This window comes from Butyricicoccus sp. (assembly GCF_977037065.1).
Window position 1 is genome coordinate 57,364 of record NZ_CDRQNY010000010.1, and the last position, 17,181, is coordinate 74,544.

Genomic DNA, 17,181 nt, shown 5'->3' on the forward strand with positions numbered 1-17,181 from the left:
TAACTGCGACGGGGACTCCGCCCGTTATCAGGGGAGCGCGCATTGTTTGATGTGTGAGCAGAGTGGACGCAGTTTGCGTCAATCTGGGTGGTACCGCAAGAGCGTATTCGCTCCTGTCCCAAGAGAAATCTGGGACAGGAGCTTTTTATTTTGTAAAACAAATTGAGAGTGAAACTATTCACCATCTCTCCACTCTATCTGAAATTTGTAAAGGAGAAATCACCATGGCTAAAATCCCCCACAGACTTTATTTGACCGAAGACCAGATGCCCAAGCAGTGGTACAACCTGCGGGCGGACATGAACGAAAAGCCGGACCCGCTGATTCATCCGGGCACGCATCAGCCGCTGGCGGAGCAGGATCTGTATCCCATCTTCTGTAAAAAGCTGGCGCACCAGGAGCTGGACAACGACACCCGCTACATTGATATTCCCGAGCCGGTGCTCGATATGTATAAGCTGTATCGTCCGTCTCCACTGTGCCGCGCGTACAATCTGGAGAAGGCGCTGGACACCCCGGCTAAGATCTACTACAAGTTTGAGGGCAATAACACCTCGGGCAGCCACAAGCTGAATTCCGCGATCGCACAGGCGTACTACGCCAAGGAACAGGGCCTCAAGGGCCTTACCACCGAGACCGGTGCCGGTCAGTGGGGTACTGCACTCTCTGAGGCATGCGCGTACTTCGGACTGGATTTGAAGGTATTCATGGTTAAGGTCTCCTACGAGCAGAAGCCGTTCCGCAAGGCCATCATGCAAACCTTTGACGCGAATGTAACGCCGTCTCCGTCCAATACGACCGAGGCAGGCCGCGCTATTCTGGCACACGATCCGACCACCGGCGGCTCGCTCGGCTGTGCGATTTCTGAGGCCGTTGAAGTAGCTACTACGCACGAGGGCTACCGCTATGTACTCGGCTCCGTGCTCAATCAGGTGCTGCTGCACCAGTCCATCATCGGTCTGGAGAGCAAGCAGGCTATGGAGATGCTCGACGAGTATCCGGATATCGTAATCGGCTGTGCCGGCGGCGGCTCCAACCTCGGCGGCCTGATCTCCCCGTTCATGCAGGATAAACTGCTCGGCAAGGCTGACCCGCGCATCATTGCGGTTGAGCCTGCGTCCTGCCCGTCCTTCACGCGCGGCAAGTACGTTTACGATTTCTGCGATACCGGCCACGTTACACCGCTGGCCCGCATGTACACGCTCGGCAACGGCTTCATGCCCGCGCCCAACCACGCAGGCGGTCTGCGCTACCACGGCATGAGCCCGATCCTCTCCAAGCTGTACCACGACGGTTATATGGAGGCGGTTTCGGTCAAGCAGACCGACGTATTTGACGCAGCAGTTCAGTTCGCCAAGGTGGAGACCATTCTTCCGGCGCCGGAGTCCAGCCACGCCATCCGCGCCGCAATCGACGAAGCGCTCAAGTGCAAGGAGACCGGCGAAGCTAAGACCATCCTGTTCGGTCTGACCGGTACCGGCTACTTTGATATGGCAGCATACGAGGCATATCATAACGGCACCATGCGCAACCACGTTCCCACCGATGAAGAACTGCAGGTCGGCTTCGATACCATTCCGCCGCAGGAATAAAACGCAATATAAGGTATATGGCAGACCTCCAACTTCTCTGCTGTATATAGCCGCCTGTTCCCCCACAGGCGGCTTTGTTTTGCCGAAAACAGGTTTCCGAAAAAACTTTCAAAAAATCTGAAAATAATTGTTGACATCAGGGCCCACCCGTGATATTATAATAAGGCAGTCAGCGAGAGCGACAAAGCGAAACGCCGACAGCGAAAGAAAATAGATCATGTATGCGCCAGTAGCTCAGCTGGATAGAGTGTTTGGCTACGAACCAAAAGGTCGGGGGTTCGAATCCCTTCTGGCGTACCAGATCAACCGGTTATTTCGTTTGAAATAACCGGTTTTTCTTATTTTCTGATACATTTAAGGCAACGCCGCAATACCATGACCGGTATGGCAGATGATTTTTGAACACTGTAATTTATCCAAATGAATCGTTTCTTCTTTATAAACCTAAAAAAAGAGATGGCAGAAGCATTTTTGCTTCCATCATCTCTTTTTCTTTATGTAACTTCTCGTATATCGTGTTGTGCTTGACACCTGCACATTCTTTGACACCAATCACATCTTCGGCGTATTCACCGAAGATTTTGCGGTTGTCGATCTCGTAACCCTGTCGAATTTTTCTATATTCTTCAAATGTACCTTGACTACAGATCCACATTTCAATGCCTGTACCAAATATCTCAGCAGAAACATCCCATCCTCCATCCGAAGACGTTTTGACCTCAGTCGTTCCCCTTTTCGGAGCTGTCGCCGGTCTCTGGTCTGCACCAGATCAGGAAGCAAGAGAACGGCAGAAGTTCAAAAAGGAATGAAAAATAAAAGGACGTACCATAAAAGTACGCCCCTTCCCTTATTCTGCTTCCTGCAGATAATATCCGATGCCTCGCTCGGAGATCAGCTCGGCCTTCGAGCCGACCGCACGCAGCTTGCGGCGCACAAGTGTCAAATAAACCTCGATGTTATTGTAGGTCGCGTCCCTGCCTGCTCCCCAGACCTTCTGGTGTAGCATTTCACGCGGCAGCACCTGTCCCGGTTCCCGCAGGAACATCTCTACAAGCTGCAGCTCCTTGCCGGACAGACGGACTTCGCCGTCATTGCTCGACAGCACACAACGGCCGCGGTCGAGCGTCAGATCGCCGGCGGTCAGGATTTCACTCTGCATCATTCTCGGCCGACGTGCCAGTGCATTGACATGCGCCAGAATCTCATCGCTCTGGCACGGACGCATGAGTACATTGTCCGCACCCGCATTCAGAATACGGATACGCGCCCGCGCGGTCGTGTGACCTGCCATGACGAGCAACGGTGTCATATCACCACTTTCTCGCAGAGAGCGCACCGCGTCGATAGTCTTCTCATCCAGCTTAGTGGCATTGTACACGATTACATCATATATATTCTCCGAAATATCAAGCGTGTCGCTCTCCGGCTGCTGATCATACAGAATATGTTCATGCTTGAAGGTGGCGAACAGGCGCTCGTCCTGCTCTGCATTGATTAACAAAATACGCATGAGAACATCTCCTCCTATCGGTGTAACCATTGTGCCGAACTTGTGTGGATTTTTTGTGTATAGCTTATGGATAAATTGTTAAATTGATTCTTTTTCATCAAGCTGCCGTCAAGCGATACGGCAACCCATTTCCAACATTCACGGAATATAAAAGGGAGAAAACAACGTTTTCTCCCTTTTTCGCAATTTACAGAACAATAAGCTGCTTGGACGCATCGGTCAGATCAATGCAGCCGTCCTCAATGACGTACAGCATATCCTCAATACGCACGCCGAACCTGCCCGGCAGATAAATACCCGGCTCTGCGGTGACGATACTGCCTGCCGGCAGCGGCGCTTCTCCGCGCGGAGAGGCAACCGGAGCCTCGTGGATCTCCAGTCCTACACCATGGCCGAAGCCGTGGCCGAAGGCATCACCGTAGCCTGCCGCCTCGATAACCTTACGGCCTGCCGCGTCAACGTCCTGACCGGTCACACCGGCCTTGCAGGCGGCAATGCCTGCAAGCTGTGCGTTCAGCACCGTGTCGTACACGGTCTGCATCTCGTCGGTGACATGACCGACCGCGACCGTGCGCGTCATATCCGAGCAGTAGCCGTCATAAATACAGCCGAAGTCCATCGTCACGAAATCGCCCGCCCCGATGGTCTTTTCACCCGGTACGCCATGCGGCTTGGAGCTGTTTGCACCCGAAACGACGATCGGGTCAAACGACATGTTCTCCGCACCGTAGTGCAGCATGAGGTAGGTCAGCCGTGCCGCGATCTCCTTCTCGGTCACGCCGACCTTGATGTCGTTCAGTACCTCCTCGAGCGCCTGCTCCGCGATTCGCTGTGCCGCGACGATCTTCTCAACCTCGTCCTCTTCCTTGCACATGCGCAGCTGCTCCACACCGTCCTCGAGACGGACGGCTGTCGCGCGCAGCGCCGTGCCCCAGGACATGAACTCCGCATAAGTGAGCGTTTTGTCCTCGAGAGCGACCTTTTTCGCGCCGTCCTCGTCGAGCAGCTCATTGATAAGCGCAGAATAACTCTGCCCCGCCTTGATCTCGCGCACCTCAAAATCCTTGATGGCCGCGTGTGCCGCTTCGACATAGCGGAAATCGGTGAAGAACACCGCCTGTTTAGCCGACAGGTACACCGCGCCTGCCGTCGAGTGAAAGCCCGTGGCGTAGCGGCGGCTGATCTCGCTGGTCAGCACCAGCGCGTCATACGGCTGCTCGAGCAGCATGGCACGCAGTTCGTTTCTTTTCATGGTAATCGCCTCTTAAATATTAGCCGATGATGGATTTTACCGCATCCACGGCGAGCAGATAGCTGTGCTTGCCGAAGCCTGCAATGACGCCCGCGCACACCGGTCCGATGACCGACTTGTGGCGGAATTCCTCGCGCGCATGCACGTTGGACATATGTACCTCCACGCAGGGCAGGCGTACAGCCGCAATCGCATCGCGGATGGCGTAGCTGTAGTGCGTGTACGCACCGGCGTTCATGATGATCGCATCGCAGTCCTCACGAGCCGCGTGAATGCGGTCGATCAGCGCGCCCTCGGAGTTGGACTGAAACACCGCGCATTCCATCCCCAGCCGTTCGCACTTCTGTACAACCTCCGCGTTGATGGATGCCAGCGTGTTCGAACCATAAATGCCCGGCTCGCGCTGACCGGTCAGGTTCAGGTTGGGACCGTGGATCAGTAATACCTTTTTCATACGTTTATACCCCTTTGCATAGTTCTACAAAGCGTCTCCGTAGGGCAAATGTCCTACTTTTTACTTTTCTGCCTGAGCCATAAAGCACTGCTTCATGGCAAGTGCGTCCTCCGCCTGCGTTCCGGCGGATTCGCAGATAAACGTCGGTGTGTAGCCGCGCGCAGCGGTTTCCTCAGCGACCGGCGTGAAATCCGGACCATATACCGTATCCGTGAACGTCAAATGGCGCACCTCGCCCTTATCGTTATACTCGATATGAGAGAAGTGGGCGTGCAGCTTGGCGGTACGCTCGTGACCGATGGTATTTTCCATCAGGTCGAACAGCGCTCTCACTTCCTCGCGGGTGTTCATGTGCCCGCCCGTGCGGCAGTTGAGATGACCGAAGTCGATGCACGGCAGCAGGCGGTCATCGGCAGCCACCAGCTCGCAGACCTCCTCGGCGGTGCCGAGCACGCTCTTTTTGCCCATGGTTTCCAGACAGACCGTGCAGCCGGTCAGGTGGGCCTCATCCAGCGCACGCAGGATGTTTTTTACGTTTTCGTGCGAGTTGCGCATAGCGCGGTCACGGGTCAGCTTGCCCTGACCGCCGCAGTGCACGACCATGCGCGTTGCGCCAAGCGGCACGGCCAGCCGCGCGGTCTCCAGCACATAGCCGACGTTTTTCTCCATGCGCTCGCTCTCCTCGGACGAGAGATTGATGAAATACGGCGCATGAATGCTCATCTGAATGCCGTGCTGCTCGGCTGCCGCACCGATTTTGAGTGCGGTCTCCTCGCCGCAGCGCACGCCGCGTCCGCACTGATACTCAAACGCGGTCAGTCCCATCTGTGCGAGCCATGCAGGCGCATCCTCGCTTTTCTTGAAGCCTGCGGCGGCAAACGACTCCGAGTTGCCCGCAGGACCGAATTTCGGCTCAGCCATGATGTGCTCTCGCCTCCATTCTGCGCCGTCCGCGCGCGATAAAACCGCGCTCAAGCTGATAGCGCACATTGATCCAGAAGAACCGACGATCGAGCGTTTCGACGTAGCAGGTCAGCGCGCCCGCGCGGTTGCCGCCGAACACGTCGGTGAAAATCTGGTCACCGATGACGGCAATCTCGCGCATGGACAGGCCAAGCCGGTTTGCCGCCTTGCGGAAGCCGCGGGAAAACGGCTTTCCGGCATGGCTGATATAGCCCACACCGAGCGGCTCGCAGAACTTCCCTACCCGCTCGGGATGGTTGTTGGAGAACACCAGCACAGCAATGCCGGCATCCTTCAGCCGATCGACAAAGAGGTGCAGCGTATCGGGCGGCAAAGCAGCCTTGTGGGACGCCATTGTGCCGTCCAGATCGACCAGCACGCCGCGTACGCCGTGGGCAGTCAGCACCTCCGGCGTAATATCGTAAATCGAATCAAATACATAATCGGGAATCAGTTTGCTCATTCATACACTCCTGTTAATACCCGTATTCTAATTTAGCGTAATGCTACATATAGTGTAATGGAATTTATTCAAAAAGTCCAGAAAAGAAGCTGTTGCAAAACTACAGTTTTGCCGACAGGAGGAACGGACCGCGGGCCGTTCCAACGTATTTCTATCATCAAGGAGTTGACGATTATGGTCTACACGAAAAATCTTATTCTGGTATGCACCGGACGCGACACAACGAAAGCCGCTTCGCTCGGCATGCCGGTTTTGCAGCTTTGCCTTGGTATTTCACCGTCCGGAGCGCTGCAGCGGCTCAAGGTGTCCGCGGTGCAGCGGCACTGCCTGCTCGGCGTGACCGACCCGCCGCAGGCTATCAACTTCTGCAGCGCAGAGCGCATTGCCGCCGATCTGGTTTTCGAAGCGCGGCGCACGGAAGCGCCCGGCGTGTTCGCGGATTTTGAACACGACACGCCGCTGAACCGCCGCCTGCTGGCCGCATTCGACGAAGCACTGTACGATGCGGATATTCCGCTGTATGTGCCGCTCGAGTGCGGACGCACGCTGTCGCACGCGATACTCACGGTCTCCACCGCGATTTCGGGCGGCAGTCTGACCGAGTACATTTCCTCCCTGCAGGGCATTTACGGCGCGGCGCGGATTGCCGCATTTCTGCAGCCGGTTTCGCAGGATTTCACCCTGCCGTCACCCACGCCGAACGGCGTTTCGCTCAGTGCCGCAGCAAGAGCCGCGCTGCTCGCGCAGACCGGTGCACAGCCGTTCTTTTCGCGCGAACTGTGCGCGAAATACTTCACCTACATGAATGCAGACGGACAGGCACACTTTGTCCTGTACGACGATGACTCCACGCTGGCAGCCAAGCTGGCACAGCTGGCGGGCTGCGGCGTGCAGAACGTGTTCGCGCTGTTTCCGGATGCAGCAGGGCTGCTGAAGCCGCAGACGTAAGGCAACACTGCACAATTAAGACTGCGGCGCTTTGCGGAAATTTTGTGCCCTGACTTTATAGCGGTTCCTTGCGCAGGCTCCGGTCGCGCTGCCGCTGATTCTACGGTAATACATCAAGTATTACCGCAAAACCGCGCCTCGTCAGTGTACAAAATCCACTCACAAATCGCTCTTGTTTAATCATGCAGTATTGCCTTAATCCGTCGTGATATGCGCGGTCGTGGCGCGTACCAGCTTGATGAGATCCGCCGGTGCACATTCGATCTGGAAACCGATCTTGCCCGCAGAGACCATCACGGTCGGGACACTGCTCACGCTCTCGTCAAACACGGTCGGGAACGCCTTTTTCATGCCGACCGGCGAGCAGCCGCCGCGTACATAGCCGGTAAGGCCCAACAGTTCCTTGACATGCACCATCTCGACCGACTTTTCGCCTGCCGCCTTGGCTGCTTTTTTCAGGTCAAGCTCCTTTGCGACCGGAATAACGAATACATGAAAGCCGCCCGATTTGCCACGTGCAACCAGCGTCTTGAAGACCTGATCGGGGTTCTGGCCAAGCAGTTCCGCAACCGAAACACCGTCTACTGCGTCCTTGCCGTGCGGGTATTCGTGCGGCTTATAGGCGATCTTGTGCTGCTCGAGCACACGCATTACATTTGTTTTATCCGAAGCCATATTGTTCGCTCCTATCTGCAATTTATACAAATATTATAGACTTCACTTGTGCGATATGCAAGGGAATATCGGAATTGAAAATTGAGAATGAAGAATGGAAAATTATCGCGGCGGTTGAATCAATACGTCGTTTGTAAATTCATTTGCACACGCATACCCGCAGGGGCGAACCGTGTTCGCCCAAGTCATCGTTAAATGGGTGCGGGAGCACACTGTGCTCCCCTACGGGGTAGACTGTACAGACATTGGACAACTGCGGTACCCATTTTGCCCGCCATTCATTCTCCATCCTCCATTATCCATTCTCAATTCAAAAAGGGAACCGATTTCGGTTCCCTTTTTGCTTACTGCTGCGGATTTTTCTTATGGAAGTTAAACTTCGGCAGCTTGATTTTCTTAAACAGGCCGGAAAGGCGGGCTGCGACGCTGTCGGTCAGCGAATAGTAAACCGGGGTGATAAACAGCGTTGCGATGGTGGAGATAACCATACCGGTCATCATAACAACACCCATCGGCTTCATCATCTCGGAGCCTTCGCCGCTCGAGCATACCATCGGCACAAGGCCGAGGATAGTGGTCATAGCGGTCATCAGCACCGGACGGACACGGCGCGGACATGCGTTCAGGATAGCCGTATTCTTATCCTCACCGCGCTGACGGCGCTGCAGGGTATAGTCGATCAGCACGATGGACGAGTTGACGACTGTACCGGCCAGAATGATAACACCGAGCAGTGCGACCATGGAAACATGATTTCCGGTCGGCCACAGCATAATCATCGAGCCAAGCAGACCGATCGGCAGGATCAGCATGATTGCAATCGGCAGCGAGAACGAGTTGAACTGCGTTGCCAGAATGAAATATACCAGCAGGATTGCCACCGCAAGGGCCAGCATCAGCGTACCGGTGGTCTCCGCGATCTGCGAAGCAGCGGTATCGCCTTCGCCGACCTCTACGCCGTCCGGCAGCTCGTACTTGGCAACAATGTCGTCAACGGCTGCCTTAATGGCATTGCTGTCGCCGGATTCGCTTTCGCCGGTAATGGTTACGGTCTCCTTCTGGTTCTTGCGCACGATGGACTGCGGGCTGAGCTCGGTGTAGACATCCGCCACCATGGACAGCGGTACGGTGCCGCCGGTCATGGTCGGAATCTGCATGGAGCGCAGTGCGTCCAGACTGGTTGCTACATCCTCGTCACCGGCAACGGTAACGTCGTATTCCTCACCGTTCATACGGAGCGTGGTTGCGGTCGAGCCGGTCAGCTCCCCACGAACCAGACCGCCGATGGCAGTCGCACTCAGACCGAAGCGAGACGCATTCTCGCGGTTGATCTTAACAGCAACACGCGGGGTCTGTTCGCCTGCCGAGGACTCAACATTGATGGCATCCGGCAGGGCGCTGATCTGGTTTGCCAGATCGTCTGCCGTCTCAGCCAGCTGGTCGTAGTCATCGCCGGTCAGCTCAACGCTGATGTCCGAATCCGTGGACATCGACATGGTGCTGCTGGTCGAAACCGTCAGTTCACAGCCTGCAATATCCTGCAGGTCACGGCGCAGCTGCTTGGCGATATCCGCTGACGAGCGGTCACGCTGATCAAGATCTACCAGCGAAATGGTAACGCTTGCGCCCGAGGACGAGGACATGATCGAGGTCGAAGAACCGGTCGAGTAGTAGATCTGCTCCAGCTCCGGGATGGTATCAACTGCGATGGCCGCAATGCGGTCCTCGATGGCGGCAGTGTCCTCCATAGTCGAACCGTTCGGCATGGAAACCGTAACACTCACCTGACCCTCATCCATCTCCGGGATGAGCTCCATGCCCGCCTGGCTGACGCTAAGTACGCTGACAATACAGATGACAACGGTCAGCGCGATGCCTGCCCAGCGGTGGGTGATCAGGAAATTCAGCGAACTGCGGTATGCACGCGAGAGCGGCTTTTCGGTGATCGGCGTTGCGCCCGAGCCCTGCGGCTTGACACTCTTCTGCTTGGTGCTGCCGAGCAGGAAGTAGCACAGCAGCGGCACGAGCGTGACGGAAATGATCAGCGAGCTGAGCAGCAGCGCTACGATGGTGATACAGAATTCCTTGAACATCATGCCGGCCATGCCGCCGGACAGTGCAATCGGCAGGAATACGGCAACCGTGGTCAGCGTGGAAGCGATAACCGCACCGATGACCTCGCCGGTGCCCTTGGTGCAGGCATCCATACGGTCGTAGCCGTCCGCTCGATAGGTGAATATGTTCTCCAGAACAACGATAGAGTTATCCACGATCATACCTACGCCGAGCGTGATACCGCCGAGCGACATCATGTTCAGCGTAATACCCAGCACGTTCATAATCAGGAACGTAAACAGGATACAGCACGGCATTGCAATCGTAACGGCCAGCGTTGCACCGAGGTCGCGCAGGAAAAGGAACAGCACGATCGCGGCGAACAGCACGCCCATCCAGATGTTCTGAATAGCGTTATCAACCGTCATGTTGATATAGTCGGACTGATCCATAACGATATTCCACTGCAGGGAATCGTTGCTCTTGAGCAGAGAGTCAAACTCTGCCTTGGCCAGCTCGGCAATCTGCGCCGTATTGGAGCCGGACTGCTTGTTGACCGACAGGATGATACATTCCTCACCGTCAACCTTGGAGATGGCGTCCTGATCCTTGGGCTGCATGGAAACATCCGCGATCTGGCTCAGACGTACCGTGCCGCCTGCCGGAAGCGAGATCAGGGCGTTCTTAACATCATCAATGGACGAATACTCACCGTCCGTGCGGACAGCCAGCGTCTGCGAACCGTTATCCAGCTCACCGCCCGGAATGGCGATGTTGTCCGCGCCGAGCTGCTGACCGATGGACGAAATCGTCAGGTTATAGCCCTTCAGGCGGGATGCGTCCGTATGGACTGCGATCTCCTGCTCGTAGCCGCCCGAAATATCAACAGACGCTACGCCGTCCAGACGCTCGAGCGCCGGCTGAATCTCGTCCTCCGCGATGGACTGCAGAGAAGCCAGATCGTTGCCGCGCAGCGCCACCGAAACGACCGGCATGGAGTCAATATCAATCGACATAACGGTCGGGTCGGATGCGTCATCCGGCAGCTGGCTCTTTACCTGCGCAACCTTGTCGCGCAGGTCGGTCATTGCCTGATCCATATCCGTATGATTCGTAAACTGGATAACCAGCATAGCCATATTCTCGGACGAGGTGGACTGAAGCGTATCCAGACCGGACAGGCCCGCTACCGCACCCTCGAGCTTTTTGGTTACCTGCTGCTCGATATCCTCCGGGCCGGCACCCGGATAAGTAGCGTAAACAACCGCTGCCGGAACCTCCATGGACGGCATGAGCGCCAGCGGCAGGTTCTGGAAGCTGTAAAAGCCAAACACAACGACCAGTATGTACAGCAGGATGGTCATTACATGGTGTTTGATAAAGGTTTGTGCGAATTTCATGCGCGCTTAACCCTCCCCGCCGTCTGCGGCGTCCGAGGTGACGACATGCACGGCTGCACCGTCCGACAGATAGGACTGACCCTTGGTAACAACCCGGTCGCCCGCCTTGAGGCCGGAAACGATCTCGGTCGAATCCTTGGTAACCAGTCCGGTGGTGACGGTAACGCGGGTTGCGGCAGTGCCGTCCGCATTTACGGTGAACACATACTGCTCGTTGTTGTTGCCGGTCAGGATGGACTCGGTCGGCACGGAAATCGTGCTTGCGCGGCGGTCGGTATAGAAGGTGACGGTAGCAAACGCGCCGATCGGCGGCTTGGTGCCGGACGGCAGAGAAACCGAAACGTCATACAGGTTGGTCTGCACATTGGCAGCCGCCGGCAGCGTGCTGACCGTGCCGTTCATCGGCTCCTTGGAGACAGCGGAAACCGTGACGCTTGCGGTATCGCCGACCTTAATGCCGGTGAATACGTCCTCAGCGACCGAAACCTGCACTTCAACCGCGCTGTTCTCGGCGATAACGACACCCGGCTGCGCAGACGACGCCATGCCGCCGCGCACGACGTTCACCGCCGTGACCGTACCCGAGCAGGGCGCGGTTACCGTGCCAAGGCTTGCCTGCTTATTGATCTGGTCCATGGACGCCTGAATCTGCGCCAGAGACGCGGACTGCTGGGCCTCAGCCTGCGCGACACCGGCCTGCGCCTGCGTCAGTGCCTGCTTTGCCTTGGTCAGATCCTGCTCGGCAGCCGCACCGGCTTCAAGCAGCGCCTCGGTGTTGCTGACGGCAAGCTCCGCCTGCTCCACACCGATCTTCGCGGATTCGATCGCGCGGTCGGTCGCGGTCTTGGTGGCGCTGTAGGATTGCTGCAGCGAGCTCATCGTCGAGGTAACCGTCGAGGTATCCACCGTAAACAGGGTCTGACCCTTGGATACGGTGTCGCCTTCGCTGACGTTCAGCGTCTGCACCTGACCCGCCAGCAGCGGGAACACCTGCACCTCATTGACGGCGGCAATCTTGCCGTTCAGCGTGTACTCCGAGCTCATTGCACCCGAAGCAACATCGGTTACCTCAACCGCAGTGCTGTTTGAGCTTTCCTCCTCGGTTTCCTCTTCCTTGCCGCAGCCTGCACACAGTACCATCGCACCGGCCAGCAGCGCCGCAAGGATTCGTTTGCTATTGTTCATCGGGGTCCTCCAATTCATTCTATATATCTGCTATATCACAAAACCAATCAGGTTGTTGATGTGATTACACCGCGCTTTGCCCACTGATAGGTGTTGTAGGCGGTCAGCAGATCAATACGCGCTGCAACCTCGGTCTCCTGTGCGGTGGTGAAGGTATCAAGCGCATCCGTGTACGCCATCTTGGAGATCATGCCGCGCGTGTACTGCACCTGGCTTACCGTAAACGTCTTTTTCGCCTGTGCGAGATCGGCATCTGCCGCAGCAAGTGCGGTCTGCTTCTCCTGCAGGTCGGTATACAGCTTGCGGAAGGAAGCGGTCGTGCTCTCCTTCTGTGCGTCGCGGTCGATCTTGGCTGCCTGATAAGCATACAGCGTGTTGGTCTTGTTGTTCTCGTAATCGTCGGATGCGGTCTGCATTGCGTACTCCTTGGAGTAGATCGCGTAGCTGTTCTTGAGCGCCTCGGCAAGGTCCTTGTTATAATCAATGGAGGTGACCTGCTCGGCGGTTACGACCGGAAGATCGCTCGTTTCGATCTGCGTACCGGTGGTATAGCCGCACTGGATAGCGAGCGTGTTGGTCAGCGCCTCTACCTGCGTGGTCAGCGAAGCCTTGCTGGCAACCGCGCTCTCCCGCTGTGCCTGCAGGCTCTTGAGCGTGTTTACACCGGTCATGCCCAGCTTCACCTGCTTCTGCACGGTCGCAATGTTGCGGTCGAGCTGCTGAATGCTGCGGTTTGTCTGGTTGAGCGTATACTTCATGCCGCGCAGAGAAATGTAAGTGTTTTCCGCACTCAGGCAGATCTCATCGGCTGCATTCTGCATCTGACGGCGGGTGTTATCGACCGTTTTCTCCTGATCTTCCTTGGCGTCGTCCTCGTCATCGTCGAGGTTCCTGTACGAAGCCTCAGCGGCTGCCAGATTGCGCTGCAGGATGGAAATCTGGCTCTGCAGCGTCTTGCGCAGACCGGCGTTTTCCTTTTTGCTGGCATCCAGGCTGTTCAGCGTTCCCTTCAGCTCCTTGATCTGCTTCTGGTAGGACGAAATCTGCTCGGAAAGCTGGAAATAGCTTTCAATGTACTGATCGCTGACATCGGTCTTTTCCGCGCTGAGCACGGTGTTGTTGTTCGCCTTGATGGTGACATTGTTCCGGCGGACGGTCTCCTCCAGCTTGTCAAACGTCAGCTTGACCGGCGCAGTCGGCTGGGTCTGGGTGGTGCCGGTGGTATTCGTCGCGGTCTTGGTGTCGGCGGCAAACGCCGGTACGACCATGCCGCACAGCAGAGCGGCGGAAAGACCGGCTGCAATGGTTCGTTTCATTATATATTGCTCCTCTCTTATGCGGCTGCGGTGGTGATAAGTACGCCTTCCTTGGCCCATTCGTACTGGTTATATGCGGTATACAGCGACAGATACGCGCTTTCCACATTCAGCTTTGCGGTCGTTACGGCATCCTGCGCCTGCTGATATGCCAGCTTGGAAATGATGCCCTTCCTGTACTTCACGGCCGCGGTTTTCAGGTCAAGCTCGGCCTGCGACTGTGCGGTTCGCTTGGCTGCCAGAGTCGTCCGGCAGTCCTTGACGGTCTTGTAGGTGCTGTCGAAGGCAGCCACTACCGACTCCCTGGCCGCCGCCAGTGCGTCCTCAGCGGACTTGACCGCCTCGGCGGTACCGCTGATGTTCTTGTCGTACGAGTTGTACGCGCTGCGCACAGCGTCCTGCTTCTGCCAGATGAGAAAGCTGTTCTTCTGTGCCAGTGCGAGATCCTTGTCGTAGGACATCTTATCGAGGTCGCCCTCATACAGCGCTGCGAAGTCCGCCGGCATCACGATGGTGTTCGCGTCCAGACCGCACATCAGCGCAACGCTCGAACCGAGGTTTTCGCGGGTGGTCTCCAGTGTGTCGATGGACTGCGCCAGCTTGTCGCGCTGATTCTGCACCGTGTCAAGCTGCAGCTGCCCAATCATGCCGAGTTTTCTCTGCGTTTTCAACACAGCCAGATTGCGGTCCAGCTGTGTGAGCGTTACCTGCAGGTTTTCCTTGGTGCAGCCCAGATTTTTAATGGTAATCAGCATGGTCTGTGCACCGAGCGCCAGCTGACCGGAGACGTTTTTCGCCTGCTTGCGCAGCGTGTACGCCGCGTCATCCAGCTGAGACAGCATGGCCATCGCCTGCTGCATGCCGCTGACGGCGTTCTGGTTCAGGCTGGTCTGGTAATCCTCTAATACCTTTAACTGTGCCGCATAGGTCTTATAAAGATCACTGGTCGTATCCAGTCCATCCATGGCCGTTTTCATATTCTCAATCAGCGCAGCGTAGATTTCCATCTCGCTCTCGCCGGTCGCACCGGACGCCGAACCCGACATATACGAGCTGCTGTCCAGAGAAGCTGCCGTTTTGTTCAGCATTTTCACCGTGTTATTGTCGCTCTCCACCGTACGCTTGACGCCCAGCAAACCCATTTTCTTGACGGTATAAGCCGCCGGTTTGCTCTGCGCGGTGCTCGTCCCGGTCTGCGACGCTGCCGGTTGCCCGGTGCTTACCGCGCCTGCAGGCCATACAAATCCGGCGCACAGCACCAGAGACAGCAGTGTGCGCTTCCAGTTTGCTTTCATATAGGCTCCTTTCTCACAACAATTCCCTTGTGATAATGCTGGTGTGAATGTATTCGATGCTCTGCCGCGGCGACTCTCCGGTACGCAGTGTATGCGCCAGCACTTCGATCGCGCGCGTTGTCTGCGCCGAAAAATCCTGATCGACGATGAAATCCAGCCGTCCGTCCTCCAAATACTGGCGCGCATGCGGCGTCAGATCGTGACAGACAACGTGAATGCGCCGATTGGGCTTTGCGCGCTCGAGCGCGTCCATACAGCCGCGCACGGACTCGTTTGCCATATAAATACCACGCAGACGCGGGTTCTGCCGCACCTGCTGCAGTACGCCGTCGTAGGTCAGCTCGTACTGCTCGACACTCTCGATGACGTTGACGTTTACGTTATCATCAAAAATCTCGTGCAGACGGTCAAGGAAGCCGCGCACACGCAGTCCGTGCGCCGTGAATTCACGGTTGCCGGTAACGACGAGCACATCCTGTCCCTCAACGTACGGTGCAAGCAGTCCGGCGGCAATCCGGCCGGATTTGACCATGTTCTGTCCGATATGATACAGGCGGCGGCTCTGCCGCACATCCGAGTCGCAGGTAACGACCGGAATGCCGATTGCGACCAGCCGGTCGATCTCCTCACTCATCGCTACCGTGTCCGGCGCGGTGACAATGAGGCCGTCAATGCCGCGCTCCTCCATGCGTCCGATGGCCTCGAAATACGCACGGTGCGAGCGGTTTTTCAGCTCCTCCACCAGCACATTTACATCATTTAATCCGCGGTTGTGTACAGCCACGCGAATGCCCTCGCGCATCCGGCGGATGAAAAACGCATCCCAGCTCGGCAGGATTACGCCGATGCGGAACGCGCCGTGTCCCGCACGGGCGGCCTGCCGCTGCGACGGCGTTTTGTAGCCGTATTCGCTGATTATTTTCTGCACGCGCTCCCGCACTTCCGGCGCTACATTCGGTCGGCCGTTTACAACTCGGTCCACTGTTCCACGCGATACGCCGCACTGCTCTGCGATCCACTGTGCAGTTACCTTCATAAGATATTCTCCTTTTCAGGCATCCATGTATCCTCTTTTATCCCTAAAAGACACATTTTTGCCACAATACGTTCATATTTTATCATAGTGCAGTAAAGCGCACAAGCGTTTCACCGCATTTTAGACACCAACGTGCAATGTGTTGCATTTTCCTGTGCATTTTCTATTTTAGCACAATGCACGGATATTTTGCACGATTTTTTTGCGCTCCGCTTTGCTATTTTTCACCAAACAGAAGCCCCAAAATTGGGCGGTGCGCTGAAAAATACGCTGCACCCTTGAAGCACACCCGCAAGTGGTTTATAATAGAATCACCTTATATAAAAGGAGAGAATTCCAATGGGCATTTTGAAAATTGGCGTTGTAGGCTGCGGCCGAATCGGCAAGCTGCACATTAACAACCTGATCAACTCCGTACCGGGCGTTCAGGTAGTAGCTGCTGCTGACCCGATGCTCGATAAGTCCGGCGCACGCGAGTGGCTGGCAGAGCGCAAGATCACCAACGTTTCCACCGACTTTATGGACGTTATCAACAATCCTGAGGTAGACGTAGTATTCGTTTGCTCCTCCACTGACACCCACTGCGATGTTTCCATGGCAGCAGTTCAGGCTGGCAAGCACGTATTCTGCGAGAAGCCGATCGACTATGATATCGACAAGATCAAGAAGCTGCTCGCACTCGTTGAGGAGAAGGGCGTTAAGTTCCAGGTAGGCTTCAACCGCCGCTTCGACCACAACCACAAGGCAGTTGCAGACGCAGTTAAGGACGGCACGATCGGCGATCCGCATATCGTTATCGTTTCCTCCCGTGACCCGGAGCCGCCTCCGGCTTCCTACGTTGCAGTTTCCGGCGGTATCTTCTACGATATGATGATCCACGACTTCGATATGGTTCGCTACGTAACCGGTTCCGAGGCTGTTGAGATCTCCGCTGTTGGTTCCTGCCTCGTTAACCCGAACCTGCAGGAAGAGTCCGGTATTCCGGATGTTGACACCGCTGTTGTTACCATGAAGATGGCTAACGGCTGCATCGCTGT

The 17,181-nt window shown here is 56.2% G+C and carries 14 protein-coding genes and 1 tRNA gene; 4 read left to right on the forward strand and 11 right to left on the reverse strand.

What is annotated here, in order from left to right; translation table 11 throughout:
• The first annotated feature begins 224 nt into the window (after positions 1-224).
• Complete coding sequence (locus ACWVX6_RS05330; protein WP_455152565.1) at positions 225-1,592, forward strand: TrpB-like pyridoxal phosphate-dependent enzyme; 1,368 nt, start codon at positions 225-227, stop codon at positions 1,590-1,592.
• A 223-nt stretch (positions 1,593-1,815) separates the two neighbouring features.
• A tRNA-Arg gene (locus ACWVX6_RS05335) sits at positions 1,816-1,892 on the forward strand.
• 547 nt (positions 1,893-2,439) lie between these two features.
• Here the strand turns inward: ACWVX6_RS05335 and ACWVX6_RS05340 are convergent.
• The 5 genes from ACWVX6_RS05340 to ACWVX6_RS05360 form a co-directional block, all read right to left on the reverse strand.
• On the reverse strand, positions 2,440-3,102 hold the full coding sequence (locus tag ACWVX6_RS05340; protein ID WP_158575291.1) for a response regulator transcription factor: 663 nt from the start codon (positions 3,100-3,102) through the stop codon (positions 2,440-2,442).
• Positions 3,103-3,289: 187 nt separating this feature from the next.
• The gene (locus tag ACWVX6_RS05345) at positions 3,290-4,354 is read right to left on the reverse strand and encodes an aminopeptidase P family protein (protein WP_455152566.1); all 1,065 of its coding nucleotides are present in this window, start codon (positions 4,352-4,354) and stop codon (positions 3,290-3,292) included.
• Between the two features lie 19 nt (positions 4,355-4,373).
• Positions 4,374-4,808, reverse strand: coding sequence for a type II 3-dehydroquinate dehydratase (gene aroQ, locus ACWVX6_RS05350; RefSeq protein WP_110435870.1), 435 nt, complete (start codon positions 4,806-4,808; stop codon positions 4,374-4,376).
• 60 nt (positions 4,809-4,868) lie between these two features.
• Positions 4,869-5,729, reverse strand: a complete 861-nt coding sequence (locus ACWVX6_RS05355) for a TIM barrel protein (RefSeq protein WP_455152567.1) — start codon at positions 5,727-5,729, stop codon at positions 4,869-4,871.
• The gene (locus ACWVX6_RS05360) at positions 5,722-6,234 is read right to left on the reverse strand and encodes a YqeG family HAD IIIA-type phosphatase (RefSeq protein WP_118286169.1); all 513 of its coding nucleotides are present in this window, start codon (positions 6,232-6,234) and stop codon (positions 5,722-5,724) included. The genes ACWVX6_RS05355 and ACWVX6_RS05360 overlap by 8 nt, the downstream gene beginning before the upstream one ends.
• A 174-nt stretch (positions 6,235-6,408) precedes the next feature.
• On the opposite strand from ACWVX6_RS05360, the gene ACWVX6_RS05365 reads away from it, so the two are divergent.
• Complete coding sequence (locus ACWVX6_RS05365) at positions 6,409-7,182, forward strand: hypothetical protein (protein WP_118481338.1); 774 nt, start codon at positions 6,409-6,411, stop codon at positions 7,180-7,182.
• A gap of 195 nt (positions 7,183-7,377) precedes the next feature.
• Here ACWVX6_RS05365 and ybaK read toward each other — a convergent pair whose 3' ends face one another.
• The 6 genes from ybaK to ACWVX6_RS05395 form a co-directional block, all read right to left on the reverse strand.
• Positions 7,378-7,857 (reverse strand): Cys-tRNA(Pro) deacylase, encoded by a 480-nt coding sequence (gene ybaK / locus ACWVX6_RS05370; RefSeq protein ID WP_455152568.1) that lies wholly within the window; start codon positions 7,855-7,857, stop codon positions 7,378-7,380.
• Between the two features lie 344 nt (positions 7,858-8,201).
• Entirely contained in the window at positions 8,202-11,312 is a 3,111-nt protein-coding gene (locus ACWVX6_RS05375) for an efflux RND transporter permease subunit (protein ID WP_455152569.1), read from the reverse strand.
• Positions 11,313-11,318: 6 nt separating this feature from the next.
• The gene (locus tag ACWVX6_RS05380) at positions 11,319-12,497 is read right to left on the reverse strand and encodes an efflux RND transporter periplasmic adaptor subunit (protein ID WP_455152570.1); all 1,179 of its coding nucleotides are present in this window, start codon (positions 12,495-12,497) and stop codon (positions 11,319-11,321) included.
• 47 nt (positions 12,498-12,544) lie between these two features.
• On the reverse strand, positions 12,545-13,813 hold the full coding sequence (locus tag ACWVX6_RS05385; protein ID WP_455152571.1) for a TolC family protein: 1,269 nt from the start codon (positions 13,811-13,813) through the stop codon (positions 12,545-12,547).
• Positions 13,814-13,830: 17 nt separating this feature from the next.
• Positions 13,831-15,108: a TolC family protein gene (locus tag ACWVX6_RS05390; protein WP_455152572.1), complete on the reverse strand. Its 1,278-nt coding sequence runs from the start codon at positions 15,106-15,108 to the stop codon at positions 13,831-13,833.
• A 13-nt stretch (positions 15,109-15,121) separates the two neighbouring features.
• Positions 15,122-16,144 carry a LacI family DNA-binding transcriptional regulator gene (locus ACWVX6_RS05395; protein WP_110435861.1) on the reverse strand — a complete coding sequence of 341 codons (1,023 nt, stop codon included), beginning with the start codon at positions 16,142-16,144 and terminating at the stop codon, positions 15,122-15,124.
• A 339-nt stretch (positions 16,145-16,483) separates the two neighbouring features.
• Between ACWVX6_RS05395 and ACWVX6_RS05400 the strand changes: the two genes are divergently transcribed.
• Positions 16,484-17,181: Gfo/Idh/MocA family oxidoreductase (locus tag ACWVX6_RS05400; protein ID WP_118564843.1), on the forward strand; the 698-nt coding region annotated here is incomplete at its 3' end.

Bases quoted from the DNA above. Each gene is read 5' to 3' on its own strand.
- ACWVX6_RS05390 (WP_455152572.1), bottom strand. From the start codon at position 15,108: ATGAAAGCAAACTGGAAGCGCACACTGCTGTCTCTGGTGCTGTGCGCC.
- ACWVX6_RS05330 (WP_455152565.1), top strand. From the start codon at position 225: ATGGCTAAAATCCCCCACAGACTTTATTTGACCGAAGACCAGATGCCC.
- ACWVX6_RS05380 (WP_455152570.1), bottom strand. From the start codon at position 12,497: ATGAACAATAGCAAACGAATCCTTGCGGCGCTGCTGGCCGGTGCGATG.
- ACWVX6_RS05360 (WP_118286169.1), bottom strand. From the start codon at position 6,234: ATGAGCAAACTGATTCCCGATTATGTATTTGATTCGATTTACGATATT.
- ACWVX6_RS05340 (WP_158575291.1), bottom strand. From the start codon at position 3,102: ATGCGTATTTTGTTAATCAATGCAGAGCAGGACGAGCGCCTGTTCGCC.
- aroQ (WP_110435870.1), bottom strand. From the start codon at position 4,808: ATGAAAAAGGTATTACTGATCCACGGTCCCAACCTGAACCTGACCGGT.
- ACWVX6_RS05385 (WP_455152571.1), bottom strand. From the start codon at position 13,813: ATGAAACGAACCATTGCAGCCGGTCTTTCCGCCGCTCTGCTGTGCGGC.
- ybaK (WP_455152568.1), bottom strand. From the start codon at position 7,857: ATGGCTTCGGATAAAACAAATGTAATGCGTGTGCTCGAGCAGCACAAG.
- ACWVX6_RS05365 (WP_118481338.1), top strand. From the start codon at position 6,409: ATGGTCTACACGAAAAATCTTATTCTGGTATGCACCGGACGCGACACA.
- ACWVX6_RS05375 (WP_455152569.1), bottom strand. From the start codon at position 11,312: ATGAAATTCGCACAAACCTTTATCAAACACCATGTAATGACCATCCTG.
- ACWVX6_RS05345 (WP_455152566.1), bottom strand. From the start codon at position 4,354: ATGAAAAGAAACGAACTGCGTGCCATGCTGCTCGAGCAGCCGTATGAC.
- ACWVX6_RS05395 (WP_110435861.1), bottom strand. From the start codon at position 16,144: ATGAAGGTAACTGCACAGTGGATCGCAGAGCAGTGCGGCGTATCGCGT.
- ACWVX6_RS05355 (WP_455152567.1), bottom strand. From the start codon at position 5,729: ATGGCTGAGCCGAAATTCGGTCCTGCGGGCAACTCGGAGTCGTTTGCC.